The 18,898-nt window shown below is 56.6% G+C and carries 18 protein-coding genes and 1 tRNA gene; 7 read left to right on the forward strand and 12 right to left on the reverse strand.

The genetic code is table 11. The features are described 5' to 3' along the window. Nucleotides 1–75: 75 nt before the first annotated feature. On the reverse strand, nt 76–1,515 hold the full coding sequence (pyk, locus tag ABHF33_RS02680; protein WP_157313890.1) for a pyruvate kinase: 1,440 nt from the start codon (nt 1,513–1,515) through the stop codon (nt 76–78). Nucleotides 1,516–1,782: 267 nt separating this feature from the next. Here pyk and ABHF33_RS02685 point away from each other — a divergent pair. After that, nucleotides 1,783–1,858: transfer RNA gene (locus ABHF33_RS02685), tRNA-Arg, on the forward strand. A gap of 290 nt (nt 1,859–2,148) precedes the next feature. Beyond that, the gene (locus tag ABHF33_RS02690) at nt 2,149–3,351 is read left to right on the forward strand and encodes an ammonium transporter (RefSeq protein ID WP_157313891.1); all 1,203 of its coding nucleotides are present in this window, start codon (nt 2,149–2,151) and stop codon (nt 3,349–3,351) included. A gap of 73 nt (nt 3,352–3,424) precedes the next feature. On the opposite strand, the gene ABHF33_RS02695 is transcribed toward ABHF33_RS02690, so the two are convergent. The 8 genes from ABHF33_RS02695 to ABHF33_RS02730 form a co-directional block, all read right to left on the reverse strand. Further along, nucleotides 3,425–3,847 (reverse strand): hypothetical protein, encoded by a 423-nt coding sequence (locus tag ABHF33_RS02695; RefSeq protein WP_348945517.1) that lies wholly within the window; start codon nt 3,845–3,847, stop codon nt 3,425–3,427. A gap of 68 nt (nt 3,848–3,915) precedes the next feature. Continuing rightward, nucleotides 3,916–7,041: an efflux RND transporter permease subunit gene (locus ABHF33_RS02700; RefSeq protein ID WP_348945518.1), complete on the reverse strand. Its 3,126-nt coding sequence runs from the start codon at nt 7,039–7,041 to the stop codon at nt 3,916–3,918. A 72-nt stretch (nt 7,042–7,113) separates the two neighbouring features. Beyond that, nucleotides 7,114–8,217 (reverse strand): efflux RND transporter periplasmic adaptor subunit, encoded by a 1,104-nt coding sequence (locus ABHF33_RS02705; protein ID WP_348945519.1) that lies wholly within the window; start codon nt 8,215–8,217, stop codon nt 7,114–7,116. Continuing rightward, on the reverse strand, nt 8,214–8,744 hold the full coding sequence (locus ABHF33_RS02710) for a hypothetical protein (protein ID WP_348945520.1): 531 nt from the start codon (nt 8,742–8,744) through the stop codon (nt 8,214–8,216). Before ABHF33_RS02710 ends, ABHF33_RS02705 begins: the two co-directional genes overlap by 4 nt. Further along, on the reverse strand, nt 8,741–9,949 hold the full coding sequence (locus ABHF33_RS02715) for a TolC family protein (RefSeq protein ID WP_348945521.1): 1,209 nt from the start codon (nt 9,947–9,949) through the stop codon (nt 8,741–8,743). The genes ABHF33_RS02710 and ABHF33_RS02715 overlap by 4 nt, the downstream gene beginning before the upstream one ends. 235 nt (nt 9,950–10,184) lie before the next feature. After that, nucleotides 10,185–10,610, reverse strand: coding sequence for a hypothetical protein (locus ABHF33_RS02720; RefSeq protein ID WP_348945522.1), 426 nt, complete (start codon nt 10,608–10,610; stop codon nt 10,185–10,187). A 34-nt stretch (nt 10,611–10,644) separates the two neighbouring features. Next, on the reverse strand, nt 10,645–11,382 hold the full coding sequence (locus tag ABHF33_RS02725) for an LrgB family protein (RefSeq protein WP_348945523.1): 738 nt from the start codon (nt 11,380–11,382) through the stop codon (nt 10,645–10,647). After that, complete coding sequence (locus tag ABHF33_RS02730) at nt 11,379–11,750, reverse strand: CidA/LrgA family protein (protein WP_348945524.1); 372 nt, start codon at nt 11,748–11,750, stop codon at nt 11,379–11,381. Before ABHF33_RS02730 ends, ABHF33_RS02725 begins: the two co-directional genes overlap by 4 nt. Nucleotides 11,751–11,907: 157 nt before the next feature. Between ABHF33_RS02730 and ABHF33_RS02735 the strand changes: the two genes are divergently transcribed. Further along, nucleotides 11,908–12,111 carry a hypothetical protein gene (locus ABHF33_RS02735; protein ID WP_348945525.1) on the forward strand — a complete coding sequence of 68 codons (204 nt, stop codon included), beginning with the start codon at nt 11,908–11,910 and terminating at the stop codon, nt 12,109–12,111. Nucleotides 12,112–12,174: 63 nt separating this feature from the next. Here the strand turns inward: ABHF33_RS02735 and murI are convergent, their stop codons facing one another. Continuing rightward, complete coding sequence (gene murI / locus ABHF33_RS02740; RefSeq protein ID WP_348945526.1) at nt 12,175–13,002, reverse strand: glutamate racemase; 828 nt, start codon at nt 13,000–13,002, stop codon at nt 12,175–12,177. Nucleotides 13,003–13,112: 110 nt separating this feature from the next. Continuing rightward, nucleotides 13,113–14,774 (reverse strand): SulP family inorganic anion transporter, encoded by a 1,662-nt coding sequence (locus ABHF33_RS02745; protein ID WP_348945527.1) that lies wholly within the window; start codon nt 14,772–14,774, stop codon nt 13,113–13,115. A 77-nt stretch (nt 14,775–14,851) separates the two neighbouring features. On the opposite strand from ABHF33_RS02745, the gene ABHF33_RS02750 reads away from it, so the two are divergent. From ABHF33_RS02750 to ABHF33_RS02765, 4 genes are all read left to right on the forward strand, one after another. Then, nucleotides 14,852–15,670: a fused MFS/spermidine synthase gene (locus ABHF33_RS02750; protein ID WP_348945528.1), complete on the forward strand. Its 819-nt coding sequence runs from the start codon at nt 14,852–14,854 to the stop codon at nt 15,668–15,670. 13 nt (nt 15,671–15,683) lie between these two features. After that, entirely contained in the window at nt 15,684–16,475 is a 792-nt protein-coding gene (locus ABHF33_RS02755; RefSeq protein ID WP_348945529.1) for an alpha/beta hydrolase, read from the forward strand. A 470-nt stretch (nt 16,476–16,945) separates the two neighbouring features. Next, complete coding sequence (locus ABHF33_RS02760) at nt 16,946–17,389, forward strand: hypothetical protein (protein ID WP_348945530.1); 444 nt, start codon at nt 16,946–16,948, stop codon at nt 17,387–17,389. A 79-nt stretch (nt 17,390–17,468) separates the two neighbouring features. Then, the gene (locus ABHF33_RS02765; RefSeq protein WP_348945531.1) at nt 17,469–17,945 is read left to right on the forward strand and encodes a WD40/YVTN/BNR-like repeat-containing protein; all 477 of its coding nucleotides are present in this window, start codon (nt 17,469–17,471) and stop codon (nt 17,943–17,945) included. Between the two features lie 149 nt (nt 17,946–18,094). On the opposite strand, the gene pxpA is transcribed toward ABHF33_RS02765, so the two are convergent. Beyond that, the gene (gene pxpA, locus ABHF33_RS02770) at nt 18,095–18,859 is read right to left on the reverse strand and encodes a 5-oxoprolinase subunit PxpA (protein ID WP_348945532.1); all 765 of its coding nucleotides are present in this window, start codon (nt 18,857–18,859) and stop codon (nt 18,095–18,097) included. Between the last annotated feature and the right edge of the window lie 39 nt (nt 18,860–18,898).

An 18,898-nucleotide genomic window follows, 5' to 3' on the forward strand; every position in this document is an offset into this window, starting at 1 on the left:
GGAATTGCACTACAGGGCAATACCCAATAAAAAGGCCGCAATTGCGGCCTTTTTGCTATTCGGAGTGGCTCAATCTTATCGCTGCTTTTGCGATTCACCCGCCCGGACAATTTTCAGGCAGTTGGTGCCACCCAGCATGCCGACCACATCACCGAAGGTAAATGCAATCAGATCACCCTGCTGCACAATGCCCCGGCGCAACATTTCCAGCTCGGCACGCACCAGCAGTGATTCGCGGTCTGTATTGTCGTGCGAAAGCATCACCGGCTCAACATCGCGGAACAAGGACAGACGGCTATAAGTTTCCGCCTCCGGCGTCAGCGCATAAATCGGCACACCGGAAATCACGCGCGACATCCACAGTGCGGACGACCCAGACTGGGTTAAAGCGGCAATCACTTTGACATTCAGGTGATTCGAGGCAAACAGCGCAGCCATCGAAATGGTCTGGTCAACGCGGGTATATTCGCCATCGAGCAAAGCCGCGTTGCTCACTTTATAATCTTGCGATTTTTCGGCCTCCAGACAGATTCTGGACATGGCCTCGACGGTTTCCACCGGATACTGCCCTGCCGCTGTTTCGGCAGACAGCATTACCGCATCGGTGCCATCGAGCACAGCATTGGCCACGTCAGAAACTTCAGCGCGGGTAGGCACCGGGCTGGCAATCATCGACTCCATCATCTGCGTGGCGGTGATCGTCAGTTTATTCATTCGGCGCGCGGCCTTGATCATGCGTTTTTGCAAGGCAGGCACCGCCGCATCACCGACTTCAACCGCCAGATCACCCCGCGCAACCATGATGCCATCAGACGCTTCCAGGATTTCGTCCAGATTGGCAATCGCCTCGGTGCGCTCGATCTTGGCAATCAGCAAGGCCTTACTGCCCGCTGCGCGCAACAAGGTACGCGCCATATACATATCGGCAGCGCTTTTTGGAAACGACACGGCGACATAATCGGCATGCAGTTTGGCCGCCACCTTGATGTCCTCCATATCCTTGCCCGTTAGCGCAGGCGCGGTCAGCCCCCCGCCTTGCCGATTGATGCCTTTATTATTCGACAGCGTACCGCCCATCAGCACCGTGGTATGCACTTTGCTACCTTCAACCGCATCGACAATCAGCTGGATTTTGCCATCATCAAGCAGCAGGATATTGCCAGCCTCAACATCATTAGGCAGTTCTTTGTAATCGAGCCCCACCGTATTCTGATCACCCAGCTCGCACGCGGCATCCAGGATAAAGCGCGCGCCTTTGACCAGCTCGATCTTGTTTTTTTTAAACTTGCCAACGCGGATTTTCGGGCCTTGCAGATCGACCATAATCGCAATCGGTCGCCCGGCTTTTTTAGCCTGCTCGCGCACCATCGCCGCACGGTCAATATGATCCTGCGCCGAGCCATGCGAGAAATTGAGGCGAACCATATTGACCCCCGCCTCGACCAGACGCGCCAGCATGGCCGCATCGTTGGATGCCGGGCCCAGGGTGGCAACAATTTTAGTGCTTCGTAGCATGAACAGCTCCTTTGATTGATTCGGCGGAAAATGCCCGAGATGCGCCAGCAAGATCAGCGCAGTACATCGCTTTATTGTGAACATATCTGGCTCAACCGGTCTGAGCCTGATCAATTTAAGCTAAATTGCCGCGAATATCCGGCCGGGTGTGGCTAAAACAGCAACAGAGGATGGGCCAAGCCAAGGAGCCGCCGCACAAGCGAAGCAGCCCGGAACCAAGACCGATAGACGCCGGGCCGCGAAAAACGTAGAATGCCGCTCGGTATTGTCCCCATAGCTCAACAGGATAGAGCACTTGCCTCCTAAGCGAAAGATCCCCGTTCGAGTCGGGGTGGGGATACCAGCAGGGCCTCGTAATGCTTCAAATTCCCGATGTTTTCCAACGATTTACTGCCGCGGCAGTGAGTTCAATTCCCCACCTTTAACTACCCAACGCAAAATCGAGCACAAATCACGCACCAACAAAGTGCAAACTTATTACACAACTCACCCTGCTTGCACCACGAAATAGCACTCACCCACCCCCATTAGAGCCTGAAAACCCTGCACGCACTGCATACGCACCAGCTTTGCGCATTGGCATGCTCTTTGCTAGCACTCGTGCCATAAAAACGATCACACACGAGAGCACACATGGACGCATTTCGCACCAGTACGGACGTACTGTTTATTTTATTGGGTGCCATTATGATTTTGGCGATGCACGCCGGCTTTGCTTTTCTGGAGTTGGGCACCGTGCGCAAGAAAAATCAGGTCAATGCGCTGGTCAAAATCTTGACCGACTTTGCCGTTTCGACCATCGCTTATTTCTTTATTGGCTATAGCGTCGCCTACGGCGTCAATCTGCTTGCGCCAGTGAGCGAGCTCAATCTCGCCAGCGGCTATGGCATGGTGAAGTTCTTCTTTCTGGTGACTTTTGCTGCGGCGATACCGGCGATTGTCTCGGGCGGGATTGCCGAGCGCGCCAAGTTTCACCCGCAAACCGCCGCCACCTTTATTCTGGTCGGGCTGGTTTATCCCTTTTTTGAAGGCATGATCTGGAATAACAACTTTGGCGTGCAGGACTGGATGAAAGCGAGCTTTGGCGCGACTTTCCATGATTTCGCAGGCTCGGTCGTTGTTCATGCCGTCGGCGGCTGGATTGGTCTGGCTGCCGTGCTCCATCTTGGTGCGCGTCGTGGTCGCTATAGCAAGGAAGGCCGTATCGCTGCGCATCCACCTTCAAGCATCCCGTTTCTGGCGCTCGGCGCGTGGATTCTGATCGTCGGCTGGTTTGGCTTTAACGTCATGAGCGCGCAAAAAATCGAAGGCATTTCGGGTCTGGTCGCGATGAACTCGCTGATGGCGATGGTCGGCGGCACGCTGGTTGCCACTTTCACCGGCAAGAACGACCCCGGCTTTATCCATAACGGCCCGCTCGCGGGTTTGGTCGCCGTGTGTGCGGGCTCGGACATCATGCACCCGCTCGGTGCGCTGATCGTTGGCGGTGCAGCGGGCGGCATGTTTGTTTATCTATTCACGATTACGCAGAATAAATGGAAAATCGACGACGTGCTTGGCGTCTGGCCGTTGCATGGCATCTGCGGTGCATGGGGGGGTATTGCTGCGGGTATCTTTGGTAGCGAGGCCTTGGGTGGTATGGGTGGGGTGAGTATCCTTGCGCAAATCGTCGGCACACTGATGGGCATCGTGATTGCGTTTGTTGGCGGCTACATCGTCTACGGCGTACTGAAAAAAACCGTCGGGATTCGTTTGTCTGACGAAGAGGAATTCAACGGCGCGGACTTGAGCATCCACCAGATTTCCGCCAGCCCCGAGCGTGAAACCAACTGGTAATCACCCAAGCATAAAAAAGCCGGCTTCGTCAGAAGGCCGGCTTTTTTTATCACTGCACAAGCGCAAAATCAGATCAATGATGATTGCTATGGTCTGCGCTGGCGTTGGCAGAAGCCCCCATTTCATAGCGCGCCTGCTCGGTGCGCCCGTCAGCGAAGGTAATACTGGCGAGCACTTTGGCCTTCTGCCCCAGTTTGCCGTTCAGTTTGCCTTTCAAGAGGTTGGGCGCAGCCGGGGTGAGCGTGATGTCCTGTTTTTTGCCGCCATCCAGAATGGTGAGCTTGCCTTTCACATCTTTGGATGGCTTGGCCACATTGGCATGATCGGTGATGTAAATGATCACATCCGAGCCTTTACTGACCAGCTCAAAATGATACCAGCCAGCCATTTTCAGCTGGCCGCCATTGGGGGCTTTCATCGCGGCCATCGTGGCATCGTCATGCGCGAATGCTGCGCCAGACAACAGGAAGGTCAAAATAAAGAGTGCTTTTTTCATGTCAGGTTCCTATCTAAAACATCAACGATTAAAAGAATTAAAACATCAAAAACTCGGTGCAATTGAACTTAAAACGCCTCCTGCGTCTTTTGCGCCAACAAATGCTCAAGCGGCTTTTTGCCGTACAACCAGAACATCAGCGGCGTGAGCAAAGTATCGAGCACGGTCGAGCTGATCAGCCCGCCAAAAATCACCACCGCCACCGGATGCAAAATCTCTTTGCCCGGCGCATCGGCGGCAAATAAGAGCGGCGTTAAAGCCAGCGCGGCCGTCAGCGCGGTCATCAGCACGGGTGTCAAACGTTCGAGCGAGCCACGTACAATCATCGCCTGGCCAAAGCTTTCGCCTTCAAATTTGCACAAATTAATGTAATGGCTGACTTTCAAAATACCGTTACGCGTCGCGATGCCGGTCAGCGTAATAAAGCCGACCATCGACGCAACCGACAATGAAATCCCGCCCAGCCACATCGCCACCACGCTGCCAATCAGCGCCATCGGAATATTGGCCATAATCATGCCCGCCAGCACCGCCGATTGATAACGCGTGTACAGCACCATAAAAATCAGCGCGAGCGACACAATCGATAGCAAGGCAATCAGCCGTGTCGCATCTTCCTGTGCCTGAAACTGCCCTTCCAGACTGGCAAAATACCCTTCGGGCAAGGGCGTAGCGGAAAGCACCTGCCGCATCTGCGTGATGATTTGCGCCATGTCGCTGCCATCCGTATTGGCCGAAATCACAATCCGCCGCCGACCATTTTCACGGCCGATCTGGTTGGGGCCGTCGCCTTCTTCGATGCTGGCCACTTGCGAGAGCGGCACTTTGCCGTGCGGCGTGTCGATCAGGATATTGGCCAGACCGGCCGCATCGCGCGCGGAATCAGGCAGGCGGATCACCAGATCAAAACGCTTGTTCTGGTCAACAATCTGCGCCACCGTATCGCCCTCGCTCAGCGCCTCCAGCGTGCTGAGCAAAGTGCCCGGTGCGACGCCCAGCTGCGCAGCTTTATCGTAATCAATCTGCACTTTCAGCTGCGGAATCAAGACTTGTTTCTCGATCTGCAAATCCGTCAGGCCCGGCACCGCCGACAACTTCTGCTGCAAAGCTGCCGCTTGCGCGCGCAAGGTATCGAGATCGTCGCCATAGATTTTCAGTGCGATTTGCGCGCGCACGCCAGAGAGTAAATGATCGAGCCGGTGCGAAATCGGCTGCCCCAGCATCACTGTCGCAGGCAAGGCAGACAGGCGCTGGCGAATATCGGCGAGCACCTGCTCGCGCGGTCGATCCGATGGCTTAAGATCAATGTCCAGCTCGCTGGTGTGGACGCCTTCAGCGTGCTCGTCCAGCTCGGCGCGACCCGTGCGGCGGCCCACGCTTTGTACTTCGGGCACTTGCTGCGCCAGCGTTTCGGCCAGCTGGCCAATGCGGTTTGATTCAGCCAGCGACGTGCCCGGATTAAGCAGCAAGCTGACCAGCAAAGTACCTTCGTTAAACGCGGGCAAAAAAGCACGTGGCAAATAGGGCAGGCTGGCGATGGCCAGCACCAGCATCAACACACTGGCGGCAAGCAGCGATCTGGCGCGACCAAACGAGCTTTCAAGCAGCCGCTGATCATGGCGTTTTAAGCATTGCACCAGCTTGGAATCGCCATGCTCGATTTGCTTCATTTTCGGTAACAGGTAGTAGCACATCACTGGCGTCACCGTCAGCGCGACCAGCAAGCTGGCCAGAATCGACGTGATATAGGCAATGCCCAGCGGTGCAAACAGCCGCCCTTCCATTCCCGGCAAGGCAAATAGCGGCACAAAGACCAGCACAACCACCATCGTCGCGACGACAACACCCGAGCGCACCTCATTGCACGCCTTGGCAATCACGCTGATCGCTGCTAGCGCACCTTGCGGTTTTTGCTCCTTTAAGCGCCGCAGCACGTTTTCCACATCAACCAGTGCATCGTCGACCAGCTCGCCAATCGCAATCGCCAGCCCGCCCAGCGTCATCACATTCACCGACAGACCCAGCGCCTGAAAAATCAGAAAAGTCAGCCCCAGCGAGAGCGGAATGGCGGTCAGCGAGATGATCGTCGTTCGCGTGTTCATCAAAAACAGGAACAGAATCACCGCCACCATGATGGCACCATCGCGCAGCGCTTCTTCGACATTATCAACCGAGGCCTCGATAAAATCGGCTTGCCGGAACGACACCTGAGGCTGGCTCACGCCAGCGGGCAAGGCTTTGCTCAAGCTGGCCAGCGCGGCCTCCACTTCACGCGTGACGCGCACCGAATCGGCCGTGGGCTGTTTTTGCACACCGATAATCACCGCAGGCTGACCATTGAAACCGGCGTCGCCACGCTTGAATGCCGGGGCAAATTTCACTTCAGCGACTTGCTTGAGCAGCACAGGCTGGCCATTGACAACCTTCACCGCCAGATTTTGCATATCGGCCAGCCGCGTGGTGCGCCCCATATTGCGGATCAGGTATTCACGCGCATTCTGCTCCAAATACCCACCACTGGTATTACTCGCAAAGCCATTCAGTGCAATCTCTATATCGCTATACCCTACAGAGAGCTGCGCCATTCTGGCCGAATCGGGCTCGACGCGAAATTGCCGCACTTCGCCGCCAATTGGGATCACCTGCGCCACACCCGGAATCGACAACAAACGCGGGCGCAGCACAAAATCAACGTATTCGCGCACCGCCATACCCTGCTGCGCGCCATCGTATTGCGCTCTGCCCGCCTTCTGCTGAACCGGAAAAGCAATCAGCATGATTTCGCCCATCACTGACGAGATCGGCCCCATCGCCGGGCTAATGCCATCGGGCAGCTGGCCTTTGACTTCGGCCAGCCGCTCGGCAACCAGCTGCCGGTTGCGATAGATGTCCGAGCCCCAGGCAAATTCGGCGTAAACAATCGACAAGCCGACGCCCGAAACCGAGCGCACGCGCGTCACGCCAGGCATGCCGTTGAGCGAGGTTTCCAGCGGAAAGCTGACCAGCTGTTCAACTTCTTCGGGCGCCATGCCGCCCGCCTCGGTCATGATGGTCACGGTGGGTTTGTTCAGGTCGGGAAACACGTCCACCGGCATCCGGCTGGCGGTATAGCCGCCGTAAACCATCATGATGGTGGCCACGGCGATGACAAATAGCCGGTTTTTCAAACTGGCATTGACTATCCAATTAAACATTTTTGTATCCTTCTCAACGGTTTGCAGCAGGCCGCCTGCGGCAAACGCATTGGCATTTTCGAGGGCATGCGCTTAGCGAATCTGGTTAATCAGATTGGCACCGTCAATCACCACCCGCTCACCGCCCTTGAGCTGCCCCACCAGCACGCGCTTGCCGTCGAGCGGCATCGGCTGCACGGCCACAGCGCGCAGCACTTGCGCCTGCTCAAGCACCCAGACCACGGTCTGATTGCTGGCATTTTTGACCACCGCACTGGCCGGTAACACCACGCCGCGCACTGGTTCGCGCGTGCTGGCCACCACCTTGACCACCTGCCCCAAAGCCAGCGGCATCGCCGCAGTCGGCGCAAACAGCAGCGGCAAAGCACCGTCGCGCAAGGCGCTGGCACCGCCCAGATAGCGCAAAGGCACGCCATTAAAAGCCGCGCCGCCGATTTGCGACACCAGCGCCGGATCATAAGCCAGCGCCTCGATCAGAAAGCCTTGCGGAGCGACGATTTCAAACAGGATCGTCGATGGATCAACCACCTGGCCATTGGCAATATTGCTCGCCGCAATCACGCCATCGACGCTGGCGCGCAAGGCTTCGCCGCCGCTGGCCGCCGACAGCGCTGCGCTGCGTGCGCGCAAAGCACTCAATTGCGCCTGAGCGGCATCGATGTCCTTGCGCGGCACCGAGCCTTCCAGCTGACGCAGACGCGCCAGCGTTTGCTCGGCTTGCGCCAGATTGGCGCGCACTTCAGCCAAGTCGGCCTGCTGCTGCGCCGCCTCATAGCTGCTTTGCGCCGGTTTCACCCACGCCAGCACCTGTCCTTTTTTCACCTTGCTGCCCAGCAAGGGCAAGCCGCCAGCCGAGGCGCTGATACGCCCGCCACTACTGGCTTGCACGCGCGCGCCGCGGTTGGGGTCCATCACCACATGGCCGTTCAGCTCCAGTGTTTTATTGGTTGTTGTCGTCTGCGCAGGCTGCGTGATCACTCCCAGCTGGTATTGCGTGGCTTTCGGGACAAAAACGCGGCCATCGGGCAGGCGTTGCGGTTTATTGTTGGCGTTGACCGGCGCGGGTGCAGCGTGACTATGGTCGTCACCACCGCCCGCCCACGCGCTTTGCGTGATTGGCAACACGGCCAGACCCAGACTGAGACCCAGATTGAGAAAAGTAGCATTCAATTTCATGATGTGTGTCCTTTGCGGCGGCGCAATCCCAGCGCCAGCGCCACGATCAGCAGTAGCCCTGCCACCACCAGCCCTACCCCGACCAACCAATCCTGCTGGCCTGCAAATTTGCTCGTCTGCGGCGCTAGCGGCGCGGCGACTTTAAGCGTGGTATCGAGCAAGTCGGCTTCTTCCCCCGCCAGCACGGTCAGCGCCAGCGCATGCTCGCCCGGCTTGGCCAGCGGCGCGGCGCTGGCTTGGTAAACCCCCGCCGACACTGCCTTGAGCCGGGTTTTAAAGCTGCCGCTTTCGACTTCGATCTCGGCATTGGCCACGGGCCGGTTGTCGGCAAAATGATTCAGATGGACGATCAGCGTTTCGCCGTCCATGCTGGCCAGCAGCTCGAAATCGCGCGTGGCCGTTTCGGCACTGGGTGCAGCGCTCGATAGCGTTTGAGGATGCGGCGCTGCGCCGTGGTCTTCATCGCCGTGCGCCCAGGATACTGCACTGAGTATCAGGCCACAGATCAATACAGTAATTCGCTTCATGGCAATACCCCTAGAGTTTGTAAATAACGGGATTGGGCAAGACCGAGTTCGAGCTCGGCACGCTGCAGGGCAAAACTACGCTCGAGAAATGCCGTTTGTGCGGTCAGAAAAGCACTCAAGCCGATTTGTCCAGCGCGATAGCTACGCTGCTGCCATTCCCAGCTCTGGCTCGCCAATTGCAGGTTTTGCCGCTGGAACTGCACGCTTTGCTGCGCCAGCTCAAGCGCCTGACTGGCCGCTTGCTGCTGCGCGCCGATTTGCCGCTCTGCGCGCTGTGCGCCGGTTTGCGCGGTGATCAACTCAAGATTGGCGCTGCTGATTCGCGCCTGCGTGCGACCGTCGCTGCCAAAAGGAATACGCAGTGAAATCCGGCCCCGATTTTGATACGCCTCCGCCGCATCGCCGCGCTCGCGCGTCAAGCTCAGCGCCAGCTCCGGCGTATCGCGCGTATCAAATTGCGCCTGTGCCAGCTGCGATTGCGCCAAGCGCGCCTGCGCTTGCCATAGCAGCCGCTGCGGATGCGCAACGCGGGTAAGGTCTGCATCGGGAGTGAGGGTTTCTGTATTGTCGGGCAGAGGCGTCTGCTCGCCAGCCAAAGACTGAAATTGTTGCAGGCTGGCGCGTGCCTGCTGTGCGCGCTGAGCCAGCTGCAGCTGCGCTTCAAGCAATGCCTGATTGGCCAGGTTATGCTCCAGCGGGGCCACTTCACCGGCTTTGAGCTGGCGCGCCAGATCGTCGGCAATATCGTGCAAAAGCGTGACTTTTTGCTGCGCTAAGGCTTGCTCGTGCTGCGCAATGCGCGCAGCCCAGACAGCTTCGCGCACCGCGCCTGCCAACTCCCAGCGTGCCAGCAATAACTGACTCTGCTCTGCATCGCCCGCCTGCTGCAATTGCGCCTGCAGCCGGTTTTTTTGCCCCCACTGCCACAGTGGAATGCCCAGCTCGACCTCATATTCGCGCGCGCCCTGTTTGGGCAGCAATTGCTGATCAAGTGAGTTGGCCGCCGAAATGCTCAGCGAGGGCGGCTCGGGCGTCAGTGCGCTGGCGTTGCGCAGCGTGCTGTCTGTTTTGCGCTGTTGCGCTGTGAGGAGGAGTGTGTCGCTGGCGCTAGCCAGCTCAAACACCTCTTTGATACTGCCCGCCTGAACGGGCAGCGCAATAAATACGCAACATGCCATGCACGTGCGAAATCGTATTGATTGCATAAAAATGCACCTGTTTTCATTTCCAGAAAATCAGACCCGCAGGTCTGCTGATTTTGGATTTGAGGCGCAATAGCCGATTGAAAACTCCGAATACCACTGGCCAGCAAGATGGCAAATCGCCACCATGAATCTGGCAGTACGCACCCGACGCAGGCATAGCCGCCGATGCGCAGTACCACCGCATCAAGCGCCGGAGCAGGTGTTGAAATCAGGAGAAAAATCGACTACGCGCCACTCAGGCGCGCATTTTAGGCGGGTCTTCCAGCGGGGGAACCGTGATGCCTGCAAGTGCAGCCACGGGGATGCCAACCAGTACAGCATTGAGTGGCAATGGGGAAACAAATAGTGCATTGACCAGCATGGAGCCGGGCATCGCCTGACAGGCTTTGATGCAATCGGCTTGCGGGGCTGGCTCGTGCGTATGCGCGCTGACTTTGCCAAACAAGCCGTGATGCAGATGCGGCTTAGCAGACTTGAGTGCTGGGGCGGCATGATGTGCTGCGCTGTCGCTGACGGCAGCATGGTCGTGCTGATGCGCGGGCTGGATTGATTGCGCATGGGCCGCGGCGATTTTGGCGTGTGCAGGCATCTGCGCCAGCACGGTATTGACCGGCAGCACAAAGGCCATCACGCACAAAAAGAAAAATCGCAGCATAGTCATTGGCTTGCGCAGCAATCCACAGTGAATTTTGAGATCAGAAAATATAAAACCAGGCGCTGAGTACCAGCGACAGAATCAGCGATGTTAACACGCCATTCAGGCCCATCGCCAAACCGGCGAACGCGCCTGTGGTCTCGGACATCTGTAAAGCGCGAGAAGTTCCCACGCCGTGCGCAGCAATACCCAGCGCAAAACCCTGCGCAATTTCGCTATCAATGCGCAACAGCCGAAACAAAGGCGCGGCCAGTACCGCACCGCAAATGCCAGTGAGAATCACAAAGCCGGCAGCGAGCGATACATTGCCACCAGCATGCTGGGCCAACGCCATGGCAATCGGCGTGGTGACCGATTTTGGCGCAACCGAAATCAGGCTTTGCACCGACAGGCCCAGCAGCTGGCCCAGCAGCAAAGCAGACAGCATCCCCACTAGCGAGCCAATCAGCAAAGCAATCAGCAAGGGCCAGATCAGCTCGCGAATACGCTGCAGATTGGCATACAGCGGAATCGCCAGCGCCACGGTAGCAGGCCCCAGCAATAAATGGATGGGGTACACACCGGCAAAATAATAGGCGTACGGCACACCGGTGATGGACAGCACGGCAATCAGCAACACTACACTGGTCAGAACCGGGTGCAAAATGGCTTGCGGCACCGGATAAGGGCTGGCCCAGCGGTGTAGCGCATCGCAAACGGCAAACACAGCAAAGGTGAGCGCCAGCCAGATCGCCGGGATCGCGCTCAATTGCTGCCAGATCTGCGGCCAGCTGCTCATGGCTGCTCGTCCTGATAAGGCGCGGCATCGCGCTTGCGCCTGAGCAGATATTGCAAGAGCAGCGCCGTGACGCTCATGGTGATCACGGTTGAAATCAGCAGCGTGAGCAACAGCGCCCAACCCTGGCTGCTGATCTGGGTACTCAGCGTCATCAGGCCAACGCCAGCCGGAATAAACAGCAAGGCCAGATAGCGCAACAGAGCGCTGGAAAAATCCACCACTCGTCGATCAAATCCGCGTCTGAAGAAGGCAAATAAAGTCAGCAACAGCATACCAGTCACTGGCCCCGGAATCGCGCCAAGCACCAAGCGGTTGACGGCCTCACCGGCAAAAAGCGCAATAAATATCACTGTGACGCCGTATAGCATACTGTCTACCTTTATCCGATCAGAGGTATTTTTCTAATACCAAACAAATACTTACAAAGAAACCAGTTATCGGCAACAGCTTCACAGCAGCCAATCGCTGGCTTAATTTGGCATCAGTGTGGCTGCAAGTCAGCCCGGTGTTAAATAGGAAGAAATCATGCACAAACCCAACTTTGGCTCGACCCCGTATGACTGGCTGAATGAATTGCCAGACCGCGAACTGGAAGCACTGGAAAATGGCCTGCGCGAACTAATTGCCCGCCAGCCCAGCGCATTTTCGGTGTTTAAGGCGTATTCAATGCGCGAAGCCGTTGAATGCATTTTATTTGATCGCCAGCAAGCCAGACGCTACGTCGCTTAAGCTTTATTGTACGCCAGCCCGATTTTTTAATCGGGCTTTGGTATTTTTGGCACTGCCTGCGGTTTATAACTGGGTCAGTTCAATTTTCCCCAGACTGCGCCCCAGAAAGCGCTCGCCAATGGTCTGAAATTTCACCGGCAAATCGGTCACGACAAAGCGATAGTCGGGCATCGTGTGGGCCGGATTGGCCAAACCGCTGCTTTGCAAAATATCGGCCGTTTGATCGGCAATCGACAAGGCCGAATCGACTAGCTGCATCCGGTCACCGCAGACATCCATCAACAGCGGTTTGATCAACGGATAATGCGTGCAACCCAGCACCAGCGTATCAATTGACTCAACAAACACCGGCTTGAGGTATTCCTGCGCCGTGAGGCGCGTCACCGCATGATCGAGCCAGCCTTCTTCCACCAGTGGTACAAACAACGGGCAGGCTTGCGAGTAGACGCGGGTGGCTGGATTGAGCTGATGAATTGCGCGCGCGTAGGCATTCGAGTTAATCGTCGTTGGTGTGCCAATCACGCCGATACCGCCAGTTTTGGTCTGCGCCACGGCATTTTTCGCACCCGCCTCGATCACATCAAGCACCGGCACTTTGGCGCTGGCGCGCACTTTATCAGCCGCCACTGCCGCCATCGTATTGCAGGCAATAATCAACATTTTGACGTCTTGTTGCTGCAAAAAATCAGCAATTTGCTGCGTGTAATGCTCAATCGTCGCTACCGACTTCACGCCGTAGGGCACGCGAGCGGTATCGCCAAAATAAATGATATTTTCAAACGGCAGCCGATCCATCAAGGCACGCACCACCGTCAAGCCACCCACGCCCGAATCAAAAACCCCAATCGGGTGCGAAGGCAAAGAGGCTGGGGAAACACGGGAAGCAGACATACAAGCAGGATCGCAAGGATAAGGCCGAAAAACGCAATTCTACCCTGCGCACCGCGCGCTAGATAGGGCGATGCACTGGCAAAATTGGCGGCTGGTCAAAATTAGTGCTTTCAATCAGACGCAGTTTGACTTAGCGCATCAGCGCGGCTGATCGCAGCGGCAAAACTCGGCAGTACATTGTCAAATTGCACAGTGCCAGCGACGCCAGAGCGCTGCAGCTTGGCCGACACGGTGCTATTGGCTTCGCACAGCATCACCACCACACCACGCTTTTTCAGATTGGCGATCACTTCATCCAGCGTTTGCAAGCCGGTCATGTCCATAAATGGCACGCGATGCAGGCGGATAATCAGCACTTTGGGGTCAGTGTGCGTGGCTTGCAGTGCGCGCTGGAAGTTTTCAACCGCGCCAAAGAAAAACGGCCCTTCAATCACATACACCAGCACGCCTTTCGGTAACTCGACCATCCCTTGGCTGAGCAGATCCATCGCCAGCTCTTTTTCATCTTGCGGCCCGACTTCGACCGACATCGCCATGCGGCGCAGAAAATGCATCGTTGCCAGAATCACACCGATATTCACCGCAACGACCAGATCGGCAAACACCGTCAGCACAAAGGTAATCAGCAAAACCGCCACATCAGCGCGCGGCGCGTGCGTGGCCATATGCCAGAAATGCTTCACTTCGCTCATATTCCACGCCACGACAAACAAAATCGCCGCCAAGACCGCCAGCGGAATACTTGCTGCCAGTGGTGCCAGAAACAGCAAAATCAGCAACAGCACCAGCGAATGCACCACCGAGGCCAACGGGCTGGTACCGCCATTGCGGATATTGGTCGCGGTGCGGGCAATCGCGCCGGTGGCGGCAAAGCCGCCAAACAGCGGAATGACCATATTCGCAAGCCCCTGCCCGATCAGCTCCTGATTCGAGTCATGCCGCGTGCCTGCCATGCCATCGGCGACCACAGCCGACAACAGCGATTCAATCGCGCCGAGCATCGCAATCGTGAACGCCGGGCCGATCAGCTCGATCACCCGCGCCATTGTGATATCGGGCCAGGCAAAGCTGGGCAAGCCTTGCGGAATGCCGCCAAAGGCCGAGCCAATCGTTGCCACGCCAGCAAACTGACCAAAATATTGAATCAGCGTCACCACCAGCATCGCCACCAAGGGGCCGGGCAGTTTATTCAGATAGGGCACTTTGGGCGTAATCAACAGCAGACTGAGCCCCAAGGACGCCAGCGCCGTGGTAGCCAGATGCAGCTCGGGCAGGCTGTGCAGCATAAGCCATAGTTTTTCGTGAAAATGCGTCGCCGCAGGGCTGGGAATACCAAAGAAAGCAGGCCATTGGCCAGTCCAGATAATGACGCCAATGCCAGCGGTAAAGCCCACAATCACCGGAGCGGGGATAAACTTGATCACGCCGCCGAGCTTGGCCAGCCCCATCAGCAGCAAGATCACACCCGCCATCATCGTAGCGATTTCCAGCCCGACAATGCCGTGCTGCGCGGTAATCGCCGCCAAAATTACAATAAACGCCCCGGTTGGCCCGGCAATCTGCAAGCGGCTGCCGCCGCACAAGCCAACCACAATCCCGGCAATCAGCGCGGTATAAATCCCCTGCTCGGGTTTGGCACCGCTGGCTATCGCAAACGCCATCGCCAACGGCAGCGCCACCACCCCCACCACCACGCCGGCGATTAAATTGGGTAAGATGTGCTGACGGCTAAATAATCCGGCCCGTTGGGCTTCAATTGCGGCGATCATCATCAAGGCTTTTTGCGAGTCTGCAATCAGCTCAGTTTAGACCTCCTCACTGATTACACTTTGATCAAACTAGGGTTTTTGTGACTTCAAGCTCCACCAATTTCTTTAGCGACAGCTTTGCCGCCCTGCTGCTCGAAACCGAATCGGGCAAGCCTTTTGTCTACGATGAGGGCGACGAAGTCTCGCTGATGTTTGATCTGGCCACCGTACAAAGCCGGATGAAACGCGCCAGACCCAACGATTTAATCTTGGGGTATACGCGTGCAATGCTTGGTAGTGTTTTAATACAGGAATATACCCAGCAAATTGGCATGATAGGCATGGGTGGCGGATCACTGGCCAAGTATTGCCACCACTATTTGCCAGACAGCCAGATCAGCGTGGCCGAGATCGACCAGCGTGTGATTGATCTGGGGCATCATTTTCAGATTCCATTTGATAGCCCGCGCCTGCGCGTGCATTGCGCCGATGGTGCCGATTGGCTCAAAACCAGCTCACAGCAGTTTGATGTACTGATGATCGATGCTTACGGCCCACAAGGCATGCCGGACAATATCGCCAGCAATGCGTTTTTTGACCTGTGCCGCACCCGGCTTAGCCCGCAAGGCATACTGGTCGTCAATCTGTGGGGCAGTGATAAGCGTTTCGAGAGCTATTACCAGCGCATTCGCAGCATTTTCGACGATGCTGCGCTGGCCATTGGTGCCGATGGCTGCGCCAACCGGATTGTGTACGGCTTTAATAGCTCACGCCTGCCTGCGCAGAAAACGCTGCAACACTATTGCCGCCAGCGCGCCGATCAGCACAGCATTGATCTGATGAGCCTGGGTCAGCGCCTGTCGCGCGCGCTGCGCGCCGTCGATGGGCTGGAGCCCATCAGCCCCAAACACCCGAAATAACTGGAAAACCGCCATGCCCCTGCAACTTGAGTTGCAACACGTCCCCGCAGTACAGCCCGGCAACCGCACCCCGATATTATTACTGCACGGCGCTTTTGCCGGCGCGTGGTGCTGGCAGCAAGTGCAGCAAGATCTGGCCACAGCGGGCTGGGAAAGCTACGCGCTGAGCCTGCGCGGCCACGGCCAGAGCGAAGGCACGCTGATGCTTGCCAGCGCCACGCTGAACGATTATCTGGCTGACGTTGAGCAAGCACTCGGCCAGATCGGCCAGCCGTGCATTCTGATCGGGCATTCGCTGGGCGGCTATCTGGCGCAACAGATCGCCGAGCGGCAAATTGTGGCAGGCCTGGCGCTAATCGCCAGCATTCCGCCGTATGGATTATCGGGCTCGCTCAGCTATATGTCGGCACTGCACCCCAATTTGCTAATGGGGCTACAAAGCTTTGCGCTGGGCCACACCAGCAAACCTGAATCAGCGCTGCTGCAGCACCTGCTGTTCGCCAAAAACACGCCGATGAGCATGGTCGATGATTTTGCCCAACACGCACAGCTCGAATCAATGACCGCACTATCCGAGCTATGGATGCCGCAGTGGTGGAAAAACCTGCCCCGCTTTCCCAAATTTCCGGTGCTGGTACTGGGCGCAGGCGACGACAGCATCATCCCGTTTAGCGATGTGCAAATCACCGCCCAAGCCTGGAGCGTCACCCCCATCATGCTGGCCGAAGCCGGCCACGCCATGATGTGCGACCGCACCCAGCCGCAACTCAGCACCGCCTTGCTGGGCTGGTTGGCTAAAATTTAGTGGAAGGGTATTGAGCTGGAAGCCATGTAAAAATTGATCTATATGGCAATACCCAGTCCGACAACAAATACTCTATTGAAGAATGGAAGTGGTGGCATAGAGGCTGAACAGGTTGGCGATGCAATGAGCTCTGATGTGGATGCTCCCAATTTCACAGGCGATGGGCAAAATGGCACAAGCAAATCAGCTGCTGCTTACTGATCCAGACATTGCCCGGAGTACACCGCTACCATGCACCGCCCCCCCCCCCCACCATCTATGTCGAAAGCCTCAACAACACGCAATGCAGTCGTGGCGCTATATGTCAAGTTTCGCGTGGCCATAAACATTTTCGTAAACAATCTCAGTCTCAATTTTTGTCCCTGTCACACGTATAAATGATTTGAAACATGCATCTGATTACGCTTCGCTAATCGGACCTACGCGGGCTAAATTTTATATACAAAATTTTTCACCATAGAGTGCAAACCATGAATTCTCGATTAGATCAAAAAGCATACGAAAGATTTGTCAAAGGTTTCTATATCAGCGATTGCGTTATTCTAAACAAAGACGAAATCTGCTTCATTCTTGAAGAGTATTATATTTCCGATGATATAAAACCCAAGGATGAACTAGTAACACGAATCATTCAACACACAAATCGAATTGGTACCCCAGCTTGGAAAGGCGTTGAATTAGAAGACCTCTCCTTTACCAGAGCAGGTGCCTCTTTATTGCCGATTGAGCAATTTGTTGCTGTTTCCCGTAATGATTTTGTCTATGCGCTCGGGAGTGGTGACGACGATTTTGAAGACGACTTGGTCAATGGTCGTTCTGCCACTGGGGCACACATTGGCATGCGCGGCGCGCTGACTAGGTTGCGGACGATTGATGGCGAATTGTGGGTGACTGCCACCGACTGCACGGTCTAGCCGCCGGATGGGCCGCAACCAGTGGCACTGGTATGACGAAATACCATTTGCCCACATGAGAACATCGAGAGGGAATGACATGATGTTTGAAGACATCGACGGTTTCAGCAAAACAGATATCTACGCCGTCGGCGGTAAGGGCGATGCTTGGCATTTCGATGGTGAGCGCTGGCAGCAACTGCCTTTTCCTAGCAATATGCAGCTTGAGGCTGTGTGCTGCGCGGGCGACGGCCAAGTGTATATCGGTGCCGAGCAAGGCACGGTGTTTCGCGGGCGTGGTAATCGTTGGGAGATGATTTACAAAGGCCAAATGTCGCTGCCTTACCGCGACATGGTCTGGCATGACGGCCGCGTGTGGTGCACCTCCGATTACGGGCTGTGGACGATCACCGATGGCCAACACGAGCGTGCCGATGTACCACATAAGGTCTACAGCTGCGCAGGTCATTTGTCTGTCGGCGACGGCGTCATGCTGCTGGCCGGGCTGTGGGGCACGATGTTGCACGATGGCAAGGAGTGGCTGCCGATTATCGATTTCTCGCAGCTCAGCCGCTAAGTAGGCTTATGTTTGCCCATACAGACATTCATTTCAAAGGCTCCCAGCCGCATCCCCTTCACATCGTAGGCAATCATCAACATAAACAAATAACCCATGGGTATTACCCTAAAGACAATTATTTAATTAGCCCACAGAGCAATACCCCATCAATCATCATCAGCAATGACTTCATTCAAAGCCGGATCGCCCACAATCGCGTCGCGCGGGTTGGCGTAGGCGTTGATGCGGATACCGGCCTTTTGCAGTGCGCTGCGGATGGCGTGCGCTTGGGCGATGGCGGCGGGGTTGTCGCCGTGCAGGCAGAGCGAGTCAACCCGCTGGCTGAGCGCCAAGGCTTGCACCACCACCTCGTCGATCTGCTCAAGCACGGCACCGGGCTGATCGCGCGGCATCAGGCTGCCGTCGCTCAGATAGGCGCGATCAGCAAAGCCTTCTTCGATCACTTGCAGCCCGGCGTTGCGCCCGGCTTTGACCAGCTCGCTGCCAGCCAGCCCCATCAAGGCCAGATCGGGGTCGATTTCGCGGATCAGTTGGGCGATTTGCTGCGCCAGCACCGAATCTCGCGCGGCGTCGTTGTATAAAGCGCCGTGCGGTTTGACGTAGGCGACCGAGATACCATCTTCGATGCTGACCGCTTTGATCGCCCACAATTGCGCAGTAAGGCTGAATACCAGCTGGCTGGGGGTGAGCGTCATGCTTTTGCGGCCAAAGCCCTCCCGATCCGGGTAGCTGGGGTGCGCGCCAATGCGCACACCATGGCGATGCGCCAGACGCACAGTGGCGCGGATGCTATCCACATCGCCCGCGTGGCCGCCGCAGGCAATATTGGCCGAGCTGATTAGTGGCATCAGCTGCGCATCAAAAGGGTAGCCTTCGCCCAGGTCGGCGTTTAAATCAAGATGAGTTTTCATAAGCGGATCAGCAGCAAATAGAGGGTAATGGTGCTTGCG

The sequence above is a fragment of the Chitinibacter sp. FCG-7 genome (assembly GCF_040047665.1).
Classification (GTDB): domain Bacteria; phylum Pseudomonadota; class Gammaproteobacteria; order Burkholderiales; family Chitinibacteraceae; genus Chitinibacter; species Chitinibacter mangrovi.

Bases quoted from the DNA above. Each gene is read 5' to 3' on its own strand.
- ABHF33_RS02705 (WP_348945519.1), bottom strand. From the start codon at position 8,217: ATGAAATTGAATGCTACTTTTCTCAATCTGGGTCTCAGTCTGGGTCTG.
- ABHF33_RS02715 (WP_348945521.1), bottom strand. From the start codon at position 9,949: ATGCAATCAATACGATTTCGCACGTGCATGGCATGTTGCGTATTTATT.
- ABHF33_RS02700 (WP_348945518.1), bottom strand. From the start codon at position 7,041: ATGTTTAATTGGATAGTCAATGCCAGTTTGAAAAACCGGCTATTTGTC.
- ABHF33_RS02760 (WP_348945530.1), top strand. From the start codon at position 16,946: ATGAATTCTCGATTAGATCAAAAAGCATACGAAAGATTTGTCAAAGGT.
- ABHF33_RS02710 (WP_348945520.1), bottom strand. From the start codon at position 8,744: ATGAAGCGAATTACTGTATTGATCTGTGGCCTGATACTCAGTGCAGTA.
- ABHF33_RS02765 (WP_348945531.1), top strand. From the start codon at position 17,469: ATGATGTTTGAAGACATCGACGGTTTCAGCAAAACAGATATCTACGCC.
- ABHF33_RS02695 (WP_348945517.1), bottom strand. From the start codon at position 3,847: ATGAAAAAAGCACTCTTTATTTTGACCTTCCTGTTGTCTGGCGCAGCA.
- ABHF33_RS02735 (WP_348945525.1), top strand. From the start codon at position 11,908: ATGCACAAACCCAACTTTGGCTCGACCCCGTATGACTGGCTGAATGAA.
- ABHF33_RS02755 (WP_348945529.1), top strand. From the start codon at position 15,684: ATGCCCCTGCAACTTGAGTTGCAACACGTCCCCGCAGTACAGCCCGGC.
- ABHF33_RS02720 (WP_348945522.1), bottom strand. From the start codon at position 10,610: ATGACTATGCTGCGATTTTTCTTTTTGTGCGTGATGGCCTTTGTGCTG.
- pyk (WP_157313890.1), bottom strand. From the start codon at position 1,515: ATGCTACGAAGCACTAAAATTGTTGCCACCCTGGGCCCGGCATCCAAC.
- murI (WP_348945526.1), bottom strand. From the start codon at position 13,002: ATGTCTGCTTCCCGTGTTTCCCCAGCCTCTTTGCCTTCGCACCCGATT.
- ABHF33_RS02730 (WP_348945524.1), bottom strand. From the start codon at position 11,750: ATGCTATACGGCGTCACAGTGATATTTATTGCGCTTTTTGCCGGTGAG.
- pxpA (WP_348945532.1), bottom strand. From the start codon at position 18,859: ATGAAAACTCATCTTGATTTAAACGCCGACCTGGGCGAAGGCTACCCT.
- ABHF33_RS02745 (WP_348945527.1), bottom strand. From the start codon at position 14,774: ATGATGATCGCCGCAATTGAAGCCCAACGGGCCGGATTATTTAGCCGT.
- ABHF33_RS02725 (WP_348945523.1), bottom strand. From the start codon at position 11,382: ATGAGCAGCTGGCCGCAGATCTGGCAGCAATTGAGCGCGATCCCGGCG.
- ABHF33_RS02690 (WP_157313891.1), top strand. From the start codon at position 2,149: ATGGACGCATTTCGCACCAGTACGGACGTACTGTTTATTTTATTGGGT.